General features: G+C 46.3%; 22 protein-coding genes. 10 read left to right on the top strand and 12 right to left on the bottom strand.

What is annotated here, in order from left to right; all coding sequences use genetic code 11:
• Window positions 1-56: 56 nt before the first annotated feature.
• Window positions 57-803, top strand: a complete 747-nt coding sequence (locus tag L4C42_RS03960; RefSeq protein ID WP_429759401.1) for a hypothetical protein — start codon at window positions 57-59, stop codon at window positions 801-803.
• Here L4C42_RS03960 and L4C42_RS03955 read toward each other — a convergent pair.
• Complete coding sequence (locus L4C42_RS03955; RefSeq protein WP_353498700.1) at window positions 772-1656, bottom strand: LysR family transcriptional regulator; 885 nt, start codon at window positions 1654-1656, stop codon at window positions 772-774. The genes L4C42_RS03960 and L4C42_RS03955 overlap by 32 nt on opposite strands.
• Before the next feature lie 105 nt (window positions 1657-1761).
• Here L4C42_RS03955 and L4C42_RS03950 point away from each other — a divergent pair, with 105 nt between their 5' ends.
• The 5 genes from L4C42_RS03950 (at window position 1762) to L4C42_RS03930 (ending at window position 5276) form a co-directional block, all read left to right on the top strand.
• Complete coding sequence (locus L4C42_RS03950; protein ID WP_429759399.1) at window positions 1762-2976, top strand: MFS transporter; 1215 nt, start codon at window positions 1762-1764, stop codon at window positions 2974-2976.
• Window positions 2977-3066: 90 nt separating this feature from the next.
• Window positions 3067-3627: a DUF1415 domain-containing protein gene (locus L4C42_RS03945; protein WP_353496359.1), complete on the top strand. Its 561-nt coding sequence runs from the start codon at window positions 3067-3069 to the stop codon at window positions 3625-3627.
• A 123-nt stretch (window positions 3628-3750) separates the two neighbouring features.
• Window positions 3751-3900, top strand: a complete 150-nt coding sequence (locus L4C42_RS03940) for a hypothetical protein (protein ID WP_353496360.1) — start codon at window positions 3751-3753, stop codon at window positions 3898-3900.
• A 191-nt stretch (window positions 3901-4091) separates the two neighbouring features.
• On the top strand, window positions 4092-4352 hold the full coding sequence (locus L4C42_RS03935; protein ID WP_353496361.1) for a hypothetical protein: 261 nt from the start codon (window positions 4092-4094) through the stop codon (window positions 4350-4352).
• A 351-nt stretch (window positions 4353-4703) separates the two neighbouring features.
• Window positions 4704-5276, top strand: a complete 573-nt coding sequence (locus tag L4C42_RS03930) for a nucleoside triphosphate pyrophosphohydrolase family protein (protein ID WP_429759396.1) — start codon at window positions 4704-4706, stop codon at window positions 5274-5276.
• A 74-nt stretch (window positions 5277-5350) separates the two neighbouring features.
• Here the strand turns inward: L4C42_RS03930 and btuD are convergent, their stop codons facing one another.
• From btuD to L4C42_RS03885, 9 genes are all read right to left on the bottom strand, one after another.
• A complete protein-coding gene (gene btuD / locus L4C42_RS03925; RefSeq protein WP_418642154.1) occupies window positions 5351-6124 on the bottom strand; it encodes a vitamin B12 ABC transporter ATP-binding protein BtuD in 774 nt (257 codons plus the stop codon).
• Complete coding sequence (btuC, locus tag L4C42_RS03920) at window positions 6108-7106, bottom strand: vitamin B12 ABC transporter permease BtuC (protein ID WP_353496363.1); 999 nt, start codon at window positions 7104-7106, stop codon at window positions 6108-6110. Before btuC ends, btuD begins: the two co-directional genes overlap by 17 nt.
• 45 nt (window positions 7107-7151) lie before the next feature.
• Window positions 7152-8180 (bottom strand): succinylglutamate desuccinylase, encoded by a 1029-nt coding sequence (locus L4C42_RS03915; RefSeq protein ID WP_353496364.1) that lies wholly within the window; start codon window positions 8178-8180, stop codon window positions 7152-7154.
• Between the two features lie 194 nt (window positions 8181-8374).
• Window positions 8375-10171, bottom strand: coding sequence for a M3 family oligoendopeptidase (locus L4C42_RS03910; RefSeq protein WP_353496365.1), 1797 nt, complete (start codon window positions 10169-10171; stop codon window positions 8375-8377).
• Window positions 10172-10317: 146 nt separating this feature from the next.
• The gene (locus L4C42_RS03905; protein ID WP_353496366.1) at window positions 10318-10941 is read right to left on the bottom strand and encodes a histidine phosphatase family protein; all 624 of its coding nucleotides are present in this window, start codon (window positions 10939-10941) and stop codon (window positions 10318-10320) included.
• Window positions 10938-11504 (bottom strand): bifunctional adenosylcobinamide kinase/adenosylcobinamide-phosphate guanylyltransferase, encoded by a 567-nt coding sequence (gene cobU / locus L4C42_RS03900; RefSeq protein ID WP_353496367.1) that lies wholly within the window; start codon window positions 11502-11504, stop codon window positions 10938-10940. Before cobU ends, L4C42_RS03905 begins: the two co-directional genes overlap by 4 nt.
• A 10-nt stretch (window positions 11505-11514) precedes the next feature.
• The gene (locus L4C42_RS03895; RefSeq protein ID WP_353496368.1) at window positions 11515-12297 is read right to left on the bottom strand and encodes an adenosylcobinamide-GDP ribazoletransferase; all 783 of its coding nucleotides are present in this window, start codon (window positions 12295-12297) and stop codon (window positions 11515-11517) included.
• Window positions 12294-13322 (bottom strand): nicotinate-nucleotide--dimethylbenzimidazole phosphoribosyltransferase, encoded by a 1029-nt coding sequence (cobT, locus tag L4C42_RS03890; protein ID WP_418642274.1) that lies wholly within the window; start codon window positions 13320-13322, stop codon window positions 12294-12296. Before cobT ends, L4C42_RS03895 begins: the two co-directional genes overlap by 4 nt.
• Before the next feature lie 290 nt (window positions 13323-13612).
• The gene (locus L4C42_RS03885; protein WP_353496369.1) at window positions 13613-13903 is read right to left on the bottom strand and encodes a hypothetical protein; all 291 of its coding nucleotides are present in this window, start codon (window positions 13901-13903) and stop codon (window positions 13613-13615) included.
• 727 nt (window positions 13904-14630) lie between these two features.
• Here L4C42_RS03885 and L4C42_RS03880 point away from each other — a divergent pair.
• The 4 genes from L4C42_RS03880 to L4C42_RS03865 all read left to right on the top strand — a co-directional run bounded on the left by L4C42_RS03880 (window position 14631) and on the right by L4C42_RS03865 (window position 19117).
• Window positions 14631-15515, top strand: coding sequence for a sigma-70 family RNA polymerase sigma factor (locus L4C42_RS03880; RefSeq protein ID WP_429759391.1), 885 nt, complete (start codon window positions 14631-14633; stop codon window positions 15513-15515).
• An 85-nt stretch (window positions 15516-15600) separates the two neighbouring features.
• On the top strand, window positions 15601-16284 hold the full coding sequence (locus tag L4C42_RS03875; protein WP_353496371.1) for a Rossmann-fold NAD(P)-binding domain-containing protein: 684 nt from the start codon (window positions 15601-15603) through the stop codon (window positions 16282-16284).
• Window positions 16285-16451: 167 nt separating this feature from the next.
• Complete coding sequence (locus tag L4C42_RS03870) at window positions 16452-17819, top strand: L-cystine transporter (RefSeq protein ID WP_353496372.1); 1368 nt, start codon at window positions 16452-16454, stop codon at window positions 17817-17819.
• A gap of 158 nt (window positions 17820-17977) precedes the next feature.
• On the top strand, window positions 17978-19117 hold the full coding sequence (locus L4C42_RS03865; RefSeq protein ID WP_429759388.1) for a permease: 1140 nt from the start codon (window positions 17978-17980) through the stop codon (window positions 19115-19117).
• Between the two features lie 97 nt (window positions 19118-19214).
• Here L4C42_RS03865 and L4C42_RS03860 read toward each other — a convergent pair whose 3' ends face one another.
• On the bottom strand, window positions 19215-20048 hold the full coding sequence (locus L4C42_RS03860) for a carbohydrate ABC transporter permease (RefSeq protein ID WP_353496374.1): 834 nt from the start codon (window positions 20046-20048) through the stop codon (window positions 19215-19217).
• Entirely contained in the window at window positions 20048-21028 is a 981-nt protein-coding gene (locus L4C42_RS03855) for a carbohydrate ABC transporter permease (RefSeq protein WP_353496375.1), read from the bottom strand. Before L4C42_RS03855 ends, L4C42_RS03860 begins: the two co-directional genes overlap by 1 nt.
• Between the last annotated feature and the right edge of the window lie 6 nt (window positions 21029-21034).

The raw sequence follows: 21034 nt of genomic DNA, 5'->3' as shown, positions 1-21034 counted from the left end.
ATTTCCTATACTGCCCCTATCTCGCAAAGCAACTCGCTAATCACAAGGGGCATTGGATGTACCATTCTTTTCCAACGCGGTTTCTGACGCGTCTTTTAGGCGTAATATCGATAGCCCTAACAAGCACCTTCACAAGCGCCACCCTCCCCCTTGATGAAGCTCGAATCGCCAATCAACGGCTTTACATGTTGCAGTTCAATGAGGCCAACGATCCGTCGTTAAACTGCTTAGCGATTCAAATCGGCAATAAGACTCTTGTAACCCCTGCGCACTGCTTGGTATCAAAATCAGACGCCACACTCTACCCTTTAAGACACCTTCGTCTTACACCGCTATTTTCCCAAGATGAACGCTATACCTATGCACATGTGGTGTCTGTCACCACCGATCATCACAAGTTGGCACAAGTCACGACTGAGCAAGATTGGGCAATTTTAGAGGTCAACACCGATCTAGGCTGCCACCAGCAATTGCATTCACTGCTGGTGATGCCTAAGCAAGGCTGGCAGTCGGAGCCTGTTCAACTGGCCGTTTGGGACAGGGCTCGCGATGCTCTGTCGGTGGAAACGTGTCTACTTGATTCCAATGAAAACAAACAGCTCACCTTGAGCAATTGCGACGAAATGAGCGAACTCATCGCAGGTACGCCTGTTATCAGCCTCATTGGTGCGACAAACACCTTGATTGGCTTGGTTACCAGCAGTAGTAAACACAATGACAGTACTTATTATCATGTAACACCGATTGAGGCGGCACTGAGCCGGTTAGAGCCTAGTCAGCTCTGTACTGCATCTGCTTTTTAGTAAAGTCGATAAAGCTTCTATCAGCCCGAGATAAATAACCATCTTTACGCCAAGCCAATGCCAAATCGACAAACACTGGCGGTTCAAATGAAATGCCTTTCACTTCTGGCTCGTGTTCCGTCACCAGTTCAAGTAGCGCAGTGATCGCGTATTCATGTTTCACAATAGAGAGGATCATTGGCAACAAATTGGTTTCGAATGAAAACTCGGCCTCAATCTGTCTGCGTTTGCGCTCTTCATCGATAAAGTCTCGATGAAAGTAACCCGGTTTGAACATCACCAGCTCTTCATCAAAAAACTCATCAAAATCTAATGAAGTTCGGCTAGCAAAATGATGATGCTGACTAACGACAGCCACCATTTCAGAGCGAAAAATCTGATCCACTTCGAGATCATCCGGAACGTCTTTGTTTCTGATGACACCGAGATCGATTTCACCACTTAGCAGCATCCGACGAATGTCTTGGGTTCCCGCCTCAACCACCGTCATTTTAAGGTGGGGATAAGCACTTTTAAACGCCATTACGATTTCAGGGAAAAAGTACGACCCCATCATGCTTGGCGTCCCTAATCGAACCTCTCCTTTTAGCAGGCCTTTCATTTCGTCTACGGCAAGCTTGGCATCCTCTATCTGCTGCAACACCTTACGAGCGTGAGGCTCAAGTGCTCGACCTTCTTGAGTGAGACGTACTTGTTTGTCGATTCGAGTGAATAGTTGGATGCCAAGCTGCTGCTCGAATTTACGGATAGAAATACTCAACGCGGGCTGAGCGATCATTACGGCTTGCGCGGCTCGGGTAAAATTTTGGTGGTCGACCACTGCAAGAAAGTGAGTGAGCTGCTTAACGTCCATCATTAATAAAATATATTCAAACCATATTTTTAATATATTTCATTAATCAAAATAGCAATGCTAGTTTGATCACATAGTTAACCATTTTTGCAGTAAGGCTTTACCGTGATTGAATTGCACTCTCCTCAATATCGACGTATTACCCTCGCTCTCGCATTGGGCTCGTTTTTGGTGTTTTGCAATCTTTATGTGTTTCAACCAATCTTGCCTCAGTTAAGTAGTCACTTTGAGGTGTCTGAAACGGAAATCAACTGGGTATTTGCTGCCTCGACTCTCGCACTATCCCTATGCTTGGTTCCTTGGGCAATCACCTCAGAAAGTGTTGGTCGCCGTGCCGTAATGATTGGTGGCCTAATGTCGCTGCCTGCCATCGGTTATGCGATGATGTTAACCGATAGCTTAACCACGATTGTCTTATTGAGAGCTGCGATGGGCGTTGGGCTAGCGGCCTTTGCCTCTGTCGCCGTTGCCTACATGGTAGAAGAACTGTCACCCGATGCGTTCACTAAAGCAATTGGCGGATATATTGCTGCAAATTCACTAGGTGGTATTGCTGGGCGCGTCGCAGGCGGAGTGTTGACCGACTATTTTGACTGGAAAACGGCGGTGTTTGTTATCGCCACTTTCACACTGATTTCTACTTTGGTGGTCATCGCGATGCTACCTAAACAGCAGCACTTTAAACCCGCTCGGGGGCTGTTCTACCATCACAATCGCAGTTTAGTTATCCACATCTCAAACCCAACGATTTGGGTGGCGATGCTCATTGGCGGCATTAACTTTGCGCTGTTCGTCAACCTCTACTCGGTGATGGGATTTCGCTTGGTCGAGGCTCCGCACAACCTACCCATTGCGCTTAGCTCACTCATTTTCCTATGCTATTTAGCGGGGACGGTGTCATCAAAACTCAGCGCAAACTGGCGCAAAAAGTTTCCACCGATTCCAGGAATGGTATTTGGAACCTTGTTGAGCCTACTGGGTATGCTGGTCGCCTTATTTGAATCCATCCCTATGATGCTGCTAGGCCTTCTACTCATCAGTGGCGGCGCATTCTTCACACATACGTTGGCCTATGCATGGGTAAGTCAAAAGGCGACACAAGCAAAAGCGACCGCCACTGCCCTCTATCTGGTGCACTACTACATTGGCGGTAGTTTAGGCGGGTTTTTCTTACTCTATTGTTGGCAGGTGGGTCGATGGCCGGGTGTCGTCGAAGGTGGCGCATTACTCTATGCGGCGCTATTTGGACTTTGCTACAAACTGTATCACATCGACCAGCGCAGCATAGTTGCCGTTAAGCCTATTGACCATCGGTCTTAGTCAATCAATTAGGGCTAGGCAACGAGATTACGTTCGCTATCGCCGCCATAGCAGCATATAATTGCCGTTGTATTAAATATGGTAAATGTTATGTCGTTACGTGAAGAAGTAGTAAAGATTGAACAACAAGTTCAGCAATGGCTAAAGGACGTGGTCATTGGTTTAAACCTATGTCCATTCGCAGCCAAGCCTGAGCGCAATAAGCAGATTAAGACTTTTGTTAGCCTTGCTGACAAAGAAGAAGGCCTGCTAGAAGATATTCTCAGTGAGCTTATGCTGCTTGAACAAACCGATGCGAAAGATCTTGAAACCACACTAGTGGTCGTCCCTAAGATGCTGCATGACTTTGTTGACTACAACTTCTTCATCGACTGGGTCGAAGCCCTCATTAAGCAAAATGACTGGGAAGGTATTTATCAGGTTGCTACCTTCCACCCAAACTATTGCTTTGGTGGAGTCGAGCCTGAAGACCCAGAAAATCTAACCAATCGCTCTCCATACCCAATCTTTCACCTCATCCGTGAAGAGAGCATGGAGCGTGTTCTTAAGCACTACCCTGATCCAGAAGCGATTCCAGACAACAACATTGCGAGGGTCAGTGAACTTGACGAGCACGAGAGAAAACGCCTGTTCCCCTATCTTTTCTCTTAAAACATCGACTGCATAGCGGGTTATTCGCAATAGATCGGCTCAATATTAGGTTGCGATAATGTAGATACTCAATAGCGCCTGTCGCTGCTAAGGTATCGATATTAACCTATTGAGAGCATCACCATGAAACCTTGGATCAAATTTATCCCGCTTTGCCTTTTGGTCGGCTATGTCGTTATTTATGATGTCATCGATCAATACGACCACAGTCAAGCGGCTGAACAGCAAGTTATCGTTTCGCAAACGGTCGCGAAGCAAGCGAGTCCTGAGTAAACACCCACAGAGCAAACTACTCACTCTCTATTTTCCCAGCTTTTGGCAGTCATTCTCGACAATCCCCTACGCGACGAGTAAATCGGCTTAAGTGGGGGAATTGATGGAATTCTTACATTCCTTTACTTCCACAATCACCCCTTGATTGATAGTCTTGTTGAATAATAAACACCGCACAATACGGGTGACCAATGAGTCTAGCACTCACAATTTTTACTAACGTTGGCAAAACTGGTGTCGAGCTGGCCAGTTATCAAGCACCCTCTGCAACACGCGCTGTCGATATCTGGGACAAGATACCCAGTGCTTCAGAAGTCACTCTGCATTACTTAGTGATTATGGAAGGCAGCAATCATATCGACAGCAAATTTATCGATACTCGTTACGTTGGACAGTTGCTTGAGATGTGGGGACAGTTTGATACGTTTTATCAACAGTTCCAAGAAAACTAGTTCCAAGAAAACTGTTAAAAGGCCACCTCGAAAGGTGGCCTTTAAATACGACGACTCGGGACCCTAATCCGAAACGACGTTTTCCAAAAAGTACGTGTACTCTTTGAAACTGTTGGCATGATGACACAAACGATTAGGTCATCACCCAAATAGACGTATTGGCGATATTAACAATTCAGTCAACCACTTGAATAGTTTAAGAATCCTACCTTTATTCGTGCCTAAAAACAATATCAGAGTAAAAGACTGACCGGTGTTCGATATTCGAGTCTCAAGAAAATGACCATCGGTGTAGCGCATAAACCTCTGCTCTGATAGGATCTCGTTACCAATTATCAATCAGCAAAATCGATGAAACTAACCAAACTTACCCAACCGATCTTTGATCACCTATACCGCGATATTACCGAGTTCCGTACTACGTTTGATCTTCCCGTCAATGATGCTAGCTCACTAGATGATGCAGCAGACACGCTACATAACTCACTCGCAATCGAAGAAATGACAGAGCTTGCAGAAGCGGACTCGAAAGTTGAACAAGCGGACGCAATCATCGATTCAGTGTATGTCTTGATGGGTCGTTTGGTTCATCTTGGCGACAGCAAAGTAGAAGACAACGTTGCGATCAGCTACCTAATTGAACTGCTTCTGCACGTTGCAGCAAACCGCGACATCGACTTCATCAAATGCTGGGATGAAATTCACTCAAGCAACATGAGCAAAGTATGCCGCAACGAAAAAGAGTACCAAGAAACAGAAGCACACTACGCTGAGCAAGGCATCAAGCTGATGGCCGTCACTAAAGGCGAATACATTATCGCTAAATGCGCAGAAGACTTCGTTTCAGAAGCGAAGACTATCCGTAGAGGTAAAGTGTTAAAGTCGGTCTACTACCGCCCTGCGGACTTATCACCGCTTGTATAAAACCTTTTAAAGAAACGGCCTCATCAGAGGCCGTTTTTCATCGTATAGATTTTCCAATCACCTAAATTTTAGCTTCATTCATTGAAGATCAATAACGGCTTGCCGTTCACTTCTATCTTGCTGACCGAGGTTTGATACACGGATTCAATATTCTCCGGCGTCAATACTTCATCGCCCGTCCCGACGGCTTCAACGACACCATTGTTGAGCATTACCACATGATCCGCACGTCTTAGCGTGGTATTTAAATCATGGTTTGCCACCACGACTGAAAGCCCTTGAGACGTCACTAGCTCAATTAACTGATTGAGATATTTCTCTTGCCCAACGTCCAGTGGCGCCGCTGGCTCATCAAGAATCAAGACTTTAGAATGAGGGTTCAATGGGCGCCAGATCTGCAAGCAACATGCAGCGAGTCTGACTCGCTGCCACTCACCACCCGACAAATGATGCACCGTTCTCGACAGCATGGTATCGAGCTTCAAAAGAGCGGTGATATCAGAGATTGCCTGGTTCAGGGTTGCTTCACTAATCTTTCCTCTGGAGCCATTCTGATCATTGGGAATGGATAACGAGAGATACTGATACACCGGCATGTTAAAGGCAGGCCGCGCAGCCTGTGGCAAATACGCGCGTATTGTCGCCATATCAGGGAGTGACATCTCGGCCAAGTCCATGCCAGCAATCTCCACCTGACCGTTGTAATCAAGCACACCAGCTAGTGCAGCGAGCAAGGTACTCTTGCCACTACCATTTGGACCGATGACATGGGTAAGCTGCCCTTCTGGAAATGAAAGGCTAGCGGGCAAAAGTCGAGTACCAATGGCGAGGTTATGAACTTGAATCATGGTTTCTAAGAAGCATCCAAATAAACACAGGAGCACCGATAGTCGTCGTCATGACGCCAACAGGCAGCTCTGCGGAGTCTAGCACCGTTCTCGCCAAGATATCAGATATCACCAACAAGGCTGCTCCGGTCAGCGCTGACAACGGCAGCAAGTATCGATTCTCAGTACCAAACGCCAAGCGCAAAAGGTGTGGCACGACCAAACCAACAAAGCTGATAACACCGCCAAGAGCCACAGAGCCACCCACCAACAGAGAGACGGCGAGTATTAGCTGCCAACGAATGCGAAGTACATCGATACCGAGTTGCTTAGCGTGGATTTCCCCCACCATTAGCTTATCGAGCGTTGCGCCTTTGCTGCACAGCCAAATAGCCACAGGAATCATAGCAATGGTGAGTGTGTGCTGATACCAACTCACGCCACCAACACTACCCATGAGCCAATACATGAGCTGGCGAATGCTTAAATCATCGCTAAAGTAAAATGCCCACGTCACCACAGCACCGGACAAAATACCTAATGCCACCCCGACTAACAGTAAGCGAGTCGTGGTCAGCCGCATAGTTTTTGCCATCGAGACAAGAATAAGCGTAAAACCAAGCGCTCCAAGAACGCCGGCGAGCATAAATCCTAACGGCGTCGCAGCAGCCGGGAAAGCAAACAACACCAGCACCATGCCCAAACTGGCACCACCGGAAATACCGAGCACACCCGGTTCGGCCAACACATTACCCAATAGAACTTGAAGCGAAGCACCAGAGAGTGCCAGCGCAGCGCCTATCGCGGCAGCGGCAAATAGCCTAGGCATACGCAGATCGTAAAGAAGACGAGACTCTAGCGCCGATTGCGGAGAAAAAGGATTGATAAATACTTCGCCAACAGAGAGATGAAGTAGCGCACAAGTAAATAAGACGCCTGACATCACTATCATTAGGATGTGCCAGCGTCTTTGGTTTTGATTCAGTAACTGATTGAATTCCATTAGGGAAGCATAACAGCCGCGCTCAAGAACGCCACTGATTTTCTATTAATCGTAGACCAGTTGGTCATCCTCATAGCGAGTTGCCACTTTAACCACCATTAGAGCCGCTCTTTGCCCTATCACCACTTTGCGATTTGGGAATACAATCGCTTCGTGATCGTTTTTCGCCATCAACGGCTTATCTCCATCATGACCGAATACTTCCCCATGCTTAAACTCCGTGAAGTTCTCGACATCATCGTCAAACAAGAAGTCGAAGTCGTCATGGTGACGAACAACGGTGCGAGAAACGCGATAGATGATCGGCGTCTTGGCCAAGTGTTCAGGCTTCTCAGCAGCCAGCAAGTCTCTAGTCGCTAAATCAAATGCCAGCAATTTGGTCAGATCGTTCTCGCCAATGCGAGCCACGCGACCTAACTCCATTGTCAGCGCCTGTGCACCGTAGTTCTCGGCTGAGAACCAACTGAAGGTACTAGACGGAGCGTTAGACAGCAGCACAGCGTCCATATGAGCGCTGGACACATAGTCAAACAAGGCTTTACTGCGCACAGCATGGCGCGTCTTAGGACTCACCACAAAAGAATAGTGCTTAGACTCTCGGATAGCGCAATGCAGGTCAAGGTGCCAACGACGCGCAACGGCCGTGTCTTGATAGAAGTCGTTCACAAGTTTTTTAAGGTGCTTTGCTATCGCGACTTCGCGGTTCACAGTGCCCTCTTTATTACCGAAAAGGCGGTTCAGATTCTCATCGATAAAACGCGTGTGACGGTTGGTGGCTTCTGGGTGTGCGATGATAAACAAACAACGCGCCTTGAGCTTTAAAAAACCCGATTCAATATCGTCAACGATCTTATCGACTAACTCCATTGGCGCAGTCTCATCACCGTGGATCCCACAAGAGATGATGATGTGCTCACTGTCCTCGTCAAGCTCACAAGGTGTGATTTCCAATACACCACGATAGCGGTGATCGAACTTTACTCCGTCGTCGGTAGTTTTTGATATTGCGGTGAATTCAGTTTCGGTTTCTAAAGTATCTTTTAGAAATGACTGGCGAAAAAACGATTTCGTCATGCGCTGCTCCCTATCTAACAGCGGTATGGTAATGAAACAAGAGAGAAAATTATACGAATATGATCGCGTTTATCGAAGTAAGTCGCGTTACTTGGGGAGAAAAACTCCAAACTGTTCAAAAAACAGGCCACCTAAAGCCAGTTTGCCCCCACCAGCAGTAAAACCTTAATACTGGTGAGGGCTAAGCAGTGCTATCAACCAACCTCGTTGAGAAGTGCCTCAAACTCATCAACTTTCATCGATAAGCTTTGCATACTTTGTTCCCAAAACTCCGATTGCGTGAGATCTTTGTTCATGTGTTTAAACACCACATCTTCCGCAAGATGCGAACCAGTATCTCGAAGTAGCGCCACGTAATCAGGATAGAAAGACTCTCCTTTTTGCTCACGCTGCGCATACACCCCCTGACTAAACAAGTAGCCAAACAAGTACGGGTAGTTGTAGAAGCTCAGTTCAGAAATACTAAAGTGCAGTTTACTCGCCCAGAAGTAAGGGTCTGTGCCCTCCATCGAATCACCGTACCACTCTGACCATGTTGTCGACATCAGCTCGCATAGCTGATCCGCATCGACCTCACTCTCCTGACGCGCTTGATAGAACGCTTTTTCAAACTCAAAACGAACCGGAATATTAATGGTAAGTGCATAAGCAGACGACAACTCTTCCCACAACATTTCCAGCTTTTCTTCACTGGTTTTTGCTTGCTCCAGCAAATAATCGCGCACGATATTTTCAGCAAAGATAGAGGCGGTTTCCGCCAGGGTCATTGGATAGCTAGTGCGACATAGCGGCAGGTCTCGCATCACCCAATTGTGGAATGCATGGCCTAGTTCGTGAGCAAGCGTCAGCAGATCAGAGCGGCTGCCACCCCAAGTCATGAACACAAGAGGTGTACGAGTGGCGGCCAACTGCGTGCAGTAAGCGCCAAGGCGACGGTTTTCTGATGGCTGAGCATCTATCCAACCGTTATCGACCATAGTTTGTACAAACTCAGCCATCTCTGGATTCACTTGCTCAAAGGCACATTTTATCACTTCAATGCCTTCTGGAAACTCGTAGACTTTGGCTTCGCCGTTGCCTAATGGCGGCATAGCAGCAAGGTGGTTCCACGGCGTCATACTTGGCAAGCCATGGACTTTCGCCATCAACTTACCCGCTTTTTGACCGATAACACGATGGCTTTTTGCCACCGACATCATTGCTTCTAAGGTCTCACGTTGAATGCGATTCGCTCTGAGGCTTGGGTCGAGAAAGTGCTCTTCGCTATTCTGAGAGCGCTTTTTTCCCTCATTATGACGCCAGCCAGCAAGCGCATTCACGATGGCTGCAAAAGAAGTGTCGTTGGCCTTCATTGCCGCTTGAATCCCTTTCCAAGCCGCTTCTTGTTTTGCAAACTCGCCACCATACAAAAGGCTTGCTGCCGCTGAGAAGCCTAACGTTTCTTTGCCCTGCTCCGTTTCAATAGCGATGCTAAGTGAGCCAGTAATGTTGTCATAGAGGCGTCCCCACGCGTCGCGGCCATCAACCTGCATTGCCGACAGCAACTGCTCTTCAGCAATGCTGAGTTGAGTCTGTGCCTTGCGCTGTAGAAGTTCGATTTGAAAACCTTGCCCCGCTACAGAAGGGTTATCATGATCGAGGACTTGCCGAATAAAGGATACGTCTGCAAACGCCAGAACATTTTCATAAGGGCTGAATGCTTGCTCCAACTCCGAGCTCAATTGAGACAAACGACCAATCAACTGTTTAGCTTGCGTGTTTTGGGCATTGGTCGAGGCATGGCAGTTTGCCAGAGTGCTTACCGTATTGAGCAAGGTGCTCGCCGCTTCCATGGTCTGAATAGCGTTTTGCATCGCAACCACGTGCTGACGTTCTTCTTGATGATGAGTCAGTAATGAAATCGAGCGTTGAATCAGCTCAATGTCTTGTTCAACCTTGGGGTCATTCAATCCTTGATAGGCAATCGATAAATCCCAAACCGCGTTTTTCATAAGCTTTCCCTAGTAGATCGTTATGTGATTGTGCATATAGCAGTACAATACGAACTAATATGGAGACAGCATCATCAAGTTTCAATGCTTAATAATTTTCAATCAGTTAGGAAGATCGTGTGGTATTGGATAAGGTGGTTTCAGATTCAACCCATCAACGTAAAAGAAGCGATAGGCTGCCCAATCACCTTAACATTGATCATCATCGGGTAGCGAGAGTCAAACTGCAGATGTGTCACGGTCGCATTGCCAATCGCAAGCGCCGCGTAAAGCTTAGGGTTGCGCCAATCAAGGCCGAGCACATCGGCTAGAATTTGGCGAATAACCCCGCCGTGACAGACAAGAAGGGTGTGTTGATTGGTTTGAATTAGCTGCTGCCAAGCCTTACTCACTCGAAGGTGAAAATCATCAAGCGTTTCTGCATTGGGTAACTGGCATGTTGCGGGTGTTGACCAGAACGGCTCTAACGTTTGCCACTCCTTTTTTGACATACGATCAAAAGGCACGCCATCGTAATCACCAAAGTCCATTTCAGCGAATGCGGGTTCGATGCTAAGTTCGATGCCAGATTGTTCGCTGAATGGTTTTGCAAGGTTCATGCACCGCGACAGTGGTGAGCTAATGACTCGACTTACGTTAAGTGATTCACTCAATAAAGCTTGTAGCGCTTGGTTATTTTGCTCAGCCTTCACACCAACATCGGTATGGCCATAAAGGGCAGCGGCACCATCAACTTTTGCGTGACGCAGTAAAAACACGTTCACTTTCATTGAGCAGCCCCCTTTAACACCAAGGGCAATCCTGCCGCCACCAGAGTCACTTGCTGCGCAATAGCAGCGACGCGCTGATTCATTCTTCCGGCATTGTCGACAAACAAACGCGAAACTTCGCCTAACGGCACCACGCCAAGGCCAACTTCATTGGATACCAAAATAATGTAGGCTTCACAACGTTCTAGGCTTTCGACTAACGATGCAATAGCGCGCTCAATCTCTCGCTCTACATCACCCCCGTTCTGCTGTGCATAATAGATGACATTGTTGAGCCACAAGGTTAAGCATTCAACTAAAACTACATCACGACTAGACAACGCCATTAGTGTCGCTGATAGATCTAGAGGAACTTCCCACTCTGTCCACCCGTCACCGCGCTGCTGCTGATGATGAGCGATACGTTGCTGCATTTCCTCATCCAGCGGCTCAGAGGTTGCTAGATAATGTTTGGTCATGCCACACTGACTACGACCACCCGACTCACATAACGAAAAGACTCTTTGCTCAGCAAAGCGCGACTTACCAGAACGGGCGCCGCCCAACACTAACTCCACCGTCATCGCTATCTCACTACACCATCAAAACCAATAACATGAGTACGTAGGTCATTAGCTCAACCAACTGTTGAGCTGCACCTAAGCAGTCACCGGTAAAACCACCTAAACGTGCCAGAAGCCATTTCGTAAATACCAATCGAAATACCAAGGCAAAAGCAATTAGAATTGCTGCCAACGTCATGTCGTACATCAAGGCAGGTAACACGCCACACAGTGCCAAAAATACAAGTTCACCTGGAGTCTGTGTATTGGCAAGGGGTTTACTCTTACTCCCTTTCGGATCGGACACATAAGGCATCGCGGAAATAAGTGAAGCGGCAACGGCGCGACTAAACGCGTAACCGATAACGAAAACGGCAAATAGGTTAGCTTGTGTGAAAAGCTCTACCAAAGTGGCATATTTCAAAAGCAGAGCCATGACTAGGGTCGACACGCCGTAAGTGCCAAGGCGACTGTCTTTCATGATCTCGAGGCGGCGCTCTTGCGTCATCCCTCCGCCAATACCGTCTGCCATGTCTGCGAGCCCATCTTCGTGAAACGCACCTGTGAGCAGCAGGCTAAACACCATGGTAAGGACTATCGCGATACTGGCTGGCAAGAGCTCGCTAACAACCGTGAAAAACCCACCGCATAAGGCACCCAATAACACGCCAACCAAAGCAAAATAGCGCCCTGCTCTATTCATTCTTTCATTAGAATATGGGATGTTGGCTGGTATCGGCAGCCTTGAGAAAAAACTCAGTGCCAAACAGAACAGTTGCCACTGGTAGCGCCAAAACGATGCTCGCTCACTCACACTGTTACCCCTGCACTCTCAAAGCTCACCATTTCATTGTAAAACTCAACCGCGCAACGAATGAGAGGTAGCGCCAAGGCTGCTCCCGTACCCTCACCAAGACGCATGGACAAATCAAGTAGCGGAGAAGCGTTAAGCTCATCCAAAACAAAACGATGCGCACCTTCATTTGAGACATGAGAGAAAATCAGATACTCGCGTACTGCTGGTTCAAGCTTGCACGCGGCTAACGCGGCAACTGATACAATAAAGCCATCGACAAGTACCGGAACCTGCTGCTTGCTCGCTTGCAAAAACGCGCCAACCATGTGAACAATTTCAAACCCACCTAACTGCGCTAGAACCGTCATCACATCTCGTTCATCAAAGCGAGATAACGCTTGTTCAACCAAAGCCGTCTTTCTCACCAGTTGCTCTGGATTGATACCGGTACCAAGACCTACACTTTCAGCCACCGAAAGATCGGTCAACGCAGAAAGCAGTGCTGATGCCGAACTTGTATTGCCTATCCCCATCTCACCAAAAATCAACAGATCAGCTCCATCCGCCACGCACTGACTCACCACCGTTCTTCCACCCTCTAAACCTTGCGCGAGTTGAGATGGACTCATTGAAGGCTGAGTAGAAAAGTCCTCGGTTCCACAGCCAAGACGACTTAGTATCAATTGAGAAGACGGCGTATCAGTAGCCGCTAGCATGCCACAGTCGACCACTTGAAAATCAATATTGTTCACTCGACAAAAACAATTGATCGCTGCACCACCGGCAAGAAAGTTTGTGACCATCTGCTGCGTTACCGCACTTGGCGCAATACTAACGCCCTGCTCTGCGATACCGTGATCGCCTGCGAACACCACCACCTTAGGGTTGGACAGGGCTATTTTATTTACAAACTGACCAGAAGAGTGACTTTGAATTTTGGCGAGCTGCGCGGCGACGTTCTCTAACTCACCAAGAGCACCAAGAGGTTTAGTTTTTTGATCGATATGATTTTGAATCTGAGGGTCAAATTGATTGCTTAGCATTGTGTCCATTTCGCTATATCTGTCTCAAGCCGGTTTGTCTCAAGCAAGTTTTGCTCTCGCCTGAACCTTAATGGTTTTTTGCTAGTGTACGCGTGTCGGGCTTTCAAACCAAATGAAGTTATATCTGTAAGTGCATGAAAAGAAATCAATAGCAGAGAGACAGGAGTGGATTAAATAACGAGGTTAAAGAGTAAGCGACCAACAGCGGCGATTATCGAGAATCGATAGCAAGGCTAGATTGCTAGACGTTTGGGTTAGTAGCTTACTCACATAAAACACTAAATCTAAAACTAAACCGCTTCCTCTTCGCGTAACTCTGAAAACAAGATCGCCAAACCGTCATCAGAGACTCGAGGCTTTGCCAGATTACACGTTTTACAGCACTCCTTATCCATTTTGCAGTGCTGCCCCATCAATAAGCTATCTAAATTACGAGTGCCCGCTTTGCAGTCCAACTCTAGTGACTTAAAAATACGACAATCATTGCTTTCTGGGGAATCAACAAGGCCAATAATTGAAACGCCTTGAGACTTAGCGAGCAACAATAACTCTTCGATCTTTTGTTTGAGTTCTGTATTCATCCTGTTGTGTCCAAACAATTATTAATTATTCTTAACGCTAGCTTAGACTAAAGTTTAATGAAATGTGTTAATAGCACTCACTATTGTCTAAAAATGATAGAAGACTCGTACTTTCGATTTTGCAATAAATTTATAAATCACACCCTCACTGTAAAGTATTTGTAAAGATGCTAAGTAACAGGCTATTTGTTACATTGATTTTTTGACTTAAAATCACACAAACAAACAATACTTTTAATTACAGTCAAAACCACTATCCATAACATTGCCATGACCTAATATCCGGATTAAATCAGGTAAATCAGTGGATTACTCTGATGCGTATCAAATATATAGTAGCCTCCCCTAAAGTACCATAAGCCAAGCACCCGTAAACTAATTTGAGAAACCTAAGTTTACAATGGCATCAATGATCTTCTTCTATCGCTCTCAAACGCAATTATCATATTTATAAATAGCCGAATAAGCTGTTATTTCAATATGATACAAATCAACGTTTTTATCAGTCAAAAATACAACCATTATAAGAACGATTCTTATTTTCTATAAGTAGCCAAATACTCACCCTAGGATGCGCCAAAATGTTACAAACATGTGCAATTACTTGATAGGCGTACGCTGTTCATTGTTACGTAGTTATAGTAATTTATAGTCTTGACGTGAGCATGTATTCACATCAATTATAAGACTAATAATAAACCAATGACGCAGTTGGTAAGGGGTTAATTTGAAACCTGAAGGAAACCGTGCTCAACGAAGCTCCACACACAAGGACGACACTGCCAATATTGGTACTAGCTACTTTAAACAGGTATCAAACCACAATCTGCTCACCGCCGAAGAAGAAAGGCTCATAGCACGTAAGGCTCGTACGGGCGATGATGAAGCAAGGCAGCGTTTGATTAACGCCAATTTACGCCTGGTCATCAAAACTGCAAAACGCTACGCCAATCGAGGACTCGACTTTTATGACCTCATTAACGAAGGCAACATTGGCCTCATTCAGGCTGTCGATAAATTTGACCCTGAACTTGGCTACCGCTTTTCAACCTACGCTGTTTGGTGGATCCAACAATCTATAGACCGCGCTATTATGAACCAAGGGCGCACTATCCGCGTTCCCGTTCATGTAACCAAACAAATTCGTGAATGCAGCAAGGCTGCCCATCAACTTCGAAGAGAAGGCAAACATGAACCTACCTTTGCAGAAATCGCGGAGAAAACCGGCCGCTCTGCAGGCGAGGTAAGTAAATTACTTAAGCTGTCAGAACAATCTCTATCTCTCGACAATGGTTGGGATGATGATGGTGACAAAAAAGATCACTTGCAGACTATCGATGACGATGACGTTTTTGAACTACCAGAACGTGACATTGTCACACAGAACTTAAACAAAGAATTGGTTAGCCTAGTTGATGGTCTGCCAGATAAACATAAGACCATTCTATACCACCGTTTCGGCCTTCTTGATGATGAGCCTAAAACACTAGAAGAAGTGGGCAGTATTGTTGGCGTGACACGCGAACGAGTGCGACAAATTCAGAAAGTGGCAATGGAAACGCTTCGAGAGAAGTTAAGAAAACAGGATTTAACGGCGGCGGAAATCGATTAGTTTCAGCTATATGTCTATGTAATCACAACACGTTAGCCAGATTTTGACTATAGTCCCACTACATCTTGATGAGTGGGACTTTTTTATGCAGCACAGCTACAACGCGATTATTGCCGGAAGCTCAGGACTGGTTGGTAGTAAATTGCTTTCCTTACTTGAGGAAACGTCGCATATCGATACTGTTTACGCACTGTGCCGCGCCCCGCTTGAAAGTACTCATCATAAAACACACCAAATCATGGACGGCGCGCTTAGGATCACCGATTGGGATGATACCCATCCTACCCCAACCCTTGGCTTTATCTGTCTGGGTACCACCTTAAAAAAAGCTGGCAGTAAAGCCGCATTGGAAAAGATCGACCTCGACTTGGTCTGCGACGTTGCTCAAACCATGAAGATGGTTGGCGTTAAACGTATCGCTATCGTGTCGAGTTTAGGCGCTTCACCTCGCTCCCTGTCTCACTACTTAAAATGCAAAGGCAAAGTGGAACAGCGCATCAATCAAATGGGCTTTGAGCATGTCGTCTTTGTCAGGCCAGGCCCACTGGCAGGGCGTGAAATCGACACTCGCAGCGACGAAGTATTGGTGCAAAAACTCTTCACGCTGATCTCCCCTATTATGATCGGCTCACTGCGCGCCTTCACTCCAATCCCTGCAGAGCTTGTTGCAAAAGCCATGCTATACAGTGTATTACAGCCTAACAATGCCAAATCCGTCGCATACAACTCAGCAAACATGCGCGATCTACTGAGCGAATACGCCAACTGACTCGCAAAATATTTCTAACAATCTCGCTCTATATAACTTACACCTCTAAGTAATAACTTTTACTTATTGTCATCTGTGCACTGCAAGCGTTACTTTAGCCATCCACACTTCCATTTCCCACACCTTATGTGGGGACTTCGTCAGTTGAAAAAAAAAGGACTCTTTATATGTCAATTGCGGTTATCGCGTCGCTCGCGGTATTTTTAGGCATTCTTTATTTCTTATACGGACAGCAGCAAAAAAGCCACACACTCTCTCGCTTAGTTCTTTTCGGATTGGTTTTGGGTAGCGCATTTGGTCTTGGCCTACAGCTTCTGCTTGGTGAAGGTCATGCAGCTATTGGCGGTACTCTAGAGTGGGTCAATGTTGTCGGTCGCGGCTATGTTGGTCTTCTGAAGATGATCATCATGCCACTTGTACTAGTCTCTATGATTGCAGCAGTAGTGAAGCTTGAAAAAGGCGGCTCACTAGGCAAAATCAGTGGTCTGACAATCTCCATTCTTCTGGCGACAACCGCTATCTCTGCACTCATTGGCATTGTTGTCACCCAAGCCTTTGGTTTAAGTGCCGAAGGACTGACTGAAGGCGCGCGTGAAACGGCTCGTATCGCTGTTCTTGAAAACCGTGTTGGTAGCGTGAGTGATCTAACCATCCCACAAATGCTGGTTAGCTTCATTCCAACGAATCCTTTTGCTGATCTGACGGGTTCACGCTCAACGTCTATTATCGCCGTTGTTATCTTCGGTGTTCTCACCGGCATCGCAGCACGTAAAGTGATGGCCGAAAAAGAAGAGCTAGAATCACCAATTCGCACCTTTGTTGAAGCAACTCAGTCTATCGTTATGCGTCTGGTTAAGATGATCATGGCACTAACGCCATACGGCATCGCGGCTCTGATGGCAAAAGTAGTAGCAACATCAAGCGCTGGCGATATTCTTAACCTTCTAGGTTTCATCGTTGCATCTTACCTAGCTATCTTCTTAATGTTTGTTGTTCACGGCCTACTGGTTTCACTTGTTGGTGTGAGCCCGAAAGAGTACTTCCAAAAAATCTGGCCTGTACTGACTTTCGCATTCTCATCTCGAAGCTCAGCGGCAACGATTCCTTTGAACGTGGAAGCTCAGGTGACAAAACTCAATGTGCCACCAGCGATTGCAAACCTTTCAGCTTCATTTGGTGCCACAATCGGCCAAAATGGCTGTGCAGGCATCTACCCTGCTATGCTAGCAGTCATGGTCGCGCCTTCGGTTGGTATCGATCCAATGGACTTTAACTTCATTCTTTCGTTGATTGCTATCATTACCATCAGTTCATTTGGTATTGCAGGCGTTGGCGGCGGCGCAACCTTTGCTGCGCTCATCGTACTACCTGCTATGGGGCTTCCAGTTACGATTGCTGCTCTATTGATTTCAATCGAGCCACTGATTGATATGGCACGTACGGCACTAAACGTATCAGGCGCCATGACAGCGGGTACCATTACCAGCCGTCTACTCAAGAAAAAACAACCCTCGCTCGAGGAAGCCAACGCATAGTCTCACGACTCCTTCCAAACGAAACAGCGCCTTATGGCGCTGTTTTTGTATGAATTCAATAAGTTAAAATTAATTTCTAGTTTTATCGAAATAAAGCTTGATCTCAGCTCGGTTATTTCTATAATTCGAAACATATCGAATTATTCGGAGAAGCTAATATGAGCCCTGAATTCCTTTCAATGGCCAAAGAAACCGCCAACATGTTCGCCTTCTTAGCGACCGAGTTAATTATTCTATTTTTGGCTATCAGCTACATTGTTGGTGTTCTGCAAGAGTTCCTAACACCAGAAAAGATCCAATCTATTCTTAGCTCAAAGAATGGTAGAGGTTACTTTGTCGCTGCACTACTTGGTTCCATCACTCCATTTTGCTCGTGCTCTACGATTCCTTTCTTGAAAGGGTTGCTGCGCGCTCGCGCTGGATTTGGACCTATGATGGTGTTCTTGTTCGCCAGCCCACTGCTAAATCCAGTAATCATTGGCCTGTTTGTCGTAACATTCGGCATTAAAGTCGCCGTTTTTTACTTCGCGATAGCCATGTTTGTGTCGGCTACTGCTGGCTATGTACTAGAGAAGTTAGGTTTCGAGCGCTATGTAAAATCTGAGGCGTACGAAGCACAAACTGCAAGCTCATGTGGTACCTCTTGTGGTGACACTAAACCAGCTGCGACTCAAGAATCATCATGTGCAACGTCTACAAGCTGTGGCACTCCAAAGGTTGAGTCTTTGAAGCCAGCAGCAGCTAGCTGCGCGGCAGACAGCTCTTGCTCAACACCTGCACCGGCAACATCATGCTGTGGAGAAAAAGAGCCAGAACCAACTCTTGCTAGCATTAATGCAGACGGCAGCGCGTGTTGCGACACTACAGTAGCAACACCAAAAGAAGACAATCGTTGGGTTCGTATTTGGAAATCGACTTGGAAAGACTTTAAGCAAGTATTCCCATACCTAATGGTGGGCATTCTACTAGGGTCATTCATTTACGGCTTTATTCCAACAGACCTTATCGCACAATACGCTGGTGAAGGGGTTTGGTATGCGATTCCTATCGCGGCAGTCATTGGTATTCCACTGTACATTCGTGCTGAAGCAGTGATTCCTTTGAGTGCCGCACTAGTGCAGAAAGGTATGGCGCTAGGCTCAGTGATGGCTCTGATTATTGGTAGTGCGGGGGCAAGCCTGACTGAAGTTATCTTGCTTAAATCTATCTTCAAAAACCAGATGATTGCAGCATTCTTGGTGGTAATTTTAGGTATGGCGGTGAGTGCAGGTTACCTGTATAGCTTTATGTTTGGTTAATCGTACTAAAGATAAAAAAACTGCATGTAGCTGCAAAAGCTCTATTGCAAAAAAGACCTGTCTCGACAGGTCTTTTCGTTTACAAGCAATTACCGCATTAACCTTTGACAGCACCGGCAGTCAGTCCATCGATCAATCGACGTGACGCCATGATGAATAGGAACAGCAAAGGCAGTACTGCTATCGTTGCACCGAGAGAAACCGCACCCCATGGGACTTGCCCAGCAGTACCCTGCAAAGCACGAAGTGCTAGAGGGATTGTGAACATCTTCATGTCGTTCATAACGACTAAAGGCCCCATAAAGTTGTTCCACGAGCCGATAAACGTTATCAAACCTAAGGTGCCAAACGCCGGTTTAATCAATGGCACAATCACTCGATAGTAGATCTTAAACTCACCACAACCATCCATTCGCGCAGCTTCAACCAGCTCTTTAGGAATTGAGCTAGCAATAAACTGTCGCATCATGAAAATACCCATCGCACCGCACGCTGCTGGAACAATCAGTGCTTTCGGATCGTTCATCCAGCCGATAGTCGACATAATCATCGCGGTAGGAATCATACCTAGAAATGGGGGTAACAACATAGTGGCCATAATGCCGATAAACATTAGATTCTTAAACCGGAATTCAAACATGGCAAACGCATAGCCCGCCAACGAGCAAAACAGCAAGTTGAGTACGGTAACAACAACCGCAATGTACAAGCTCAGCCCCAAGTTGTGCCAAAAGTACGGTAGAAAGTCGACCAGAACTCTTAAGTTGTCGAGCAAATGCTCTCCAAACCAAATTGGTGGTGGTACTGACAAAATGCCACTGTTTGATTGAGAAGAGAAAATAAACATGAAGTAGAATGGCGCTAACATTATCAAGCCACCAAGTGCGACAATAATGTAAGCAATCAGTTTATCCTTTGACATATTCTTCATTATTGATTGTCTCCACCTAACAATTTGTTATTCACCCAAGTAAGTCCTGCGATCAACATAAACAGAATCCACGATATCGCTGACGCCGTACCAAAATCACTCTCTACGAACGCGGTTATATACATGTGCATAGCCGCTGTCTTACCCGCTTGATCGATGCCACCCGTACCTCCCGTAATAATGAACGGTTCTTCAAACAGTTGCAGGTTGCCGATGATAGTCAGCGTTACTGCAAAGAAAGCCATCGGCTTAAGCATCGGCAGCGTTATGTGCCAGAATTGCTGGTATCGACTTGCGCCGTCCACAGTAGCTGCTTCGTAAATGTCCTTTGGAATCGTTTGAAGCGCTGATAAGTAGAGCACTGTATTCCAACCAACAAAACGCCAGAACACCACAAATGAGATCATGTCTTTGGTGTATTCAGGACGATTCCAATCTATGTTCTGTGTTGGGAACAACCAAGACAGGACTTTAATATCACCGATGGTAAAGTTACCCAAAGAGGTAAGAACTTGGTTTATCATCCCAAAATCACGAGAAAACAGAGTGGTAAAAACTAGAGAAATCGCGACCGTCGATGTGATATAGGGAACAAAGTACACCCCGATCACTGTGTTACGCATTCGACTGAAGCTCGTGTGAATAAAGTAAGCTAAAGGAAGTGCGATTGCGTGCTGTGGAATACCTGATTTCAACGCAATAATGAATGTGTTGTAGACCGATTTCTGGAACCAGTCATCTTCGAGGGCAAACACATAGTTTTCCCAACCCACCCACTCCATTGAGGCGAGCCCCATTGCAGGCTCCCAGTAATGGAAAGAAAGGTACAATGAAAAAAGCAGTGGAAACAGTCCAAAAACTCCAAAGACAATGAAGAATGGGCTGACAAAAAGGTAAGGCGCAATTTTGTTGCCCTTTCGAAGCCAGAAGTTCCCATTTCGGGAGGTTCTAGCTTGGTTTGATTCAGCGATAGTACTCATTTTACT

The organism is Vibrio wakamikoensis (genome assembly GCF_050337275.1).
GTDB lineage: Bacteria > Pseudomonadota > Gammaproteobacteria > Enterobacterales > Vibrionaceae > Vibrio > Vibrio chaetopteri.
This window is presented reverse-complemented; position numbering and strand designations above follow the sequence as displayed.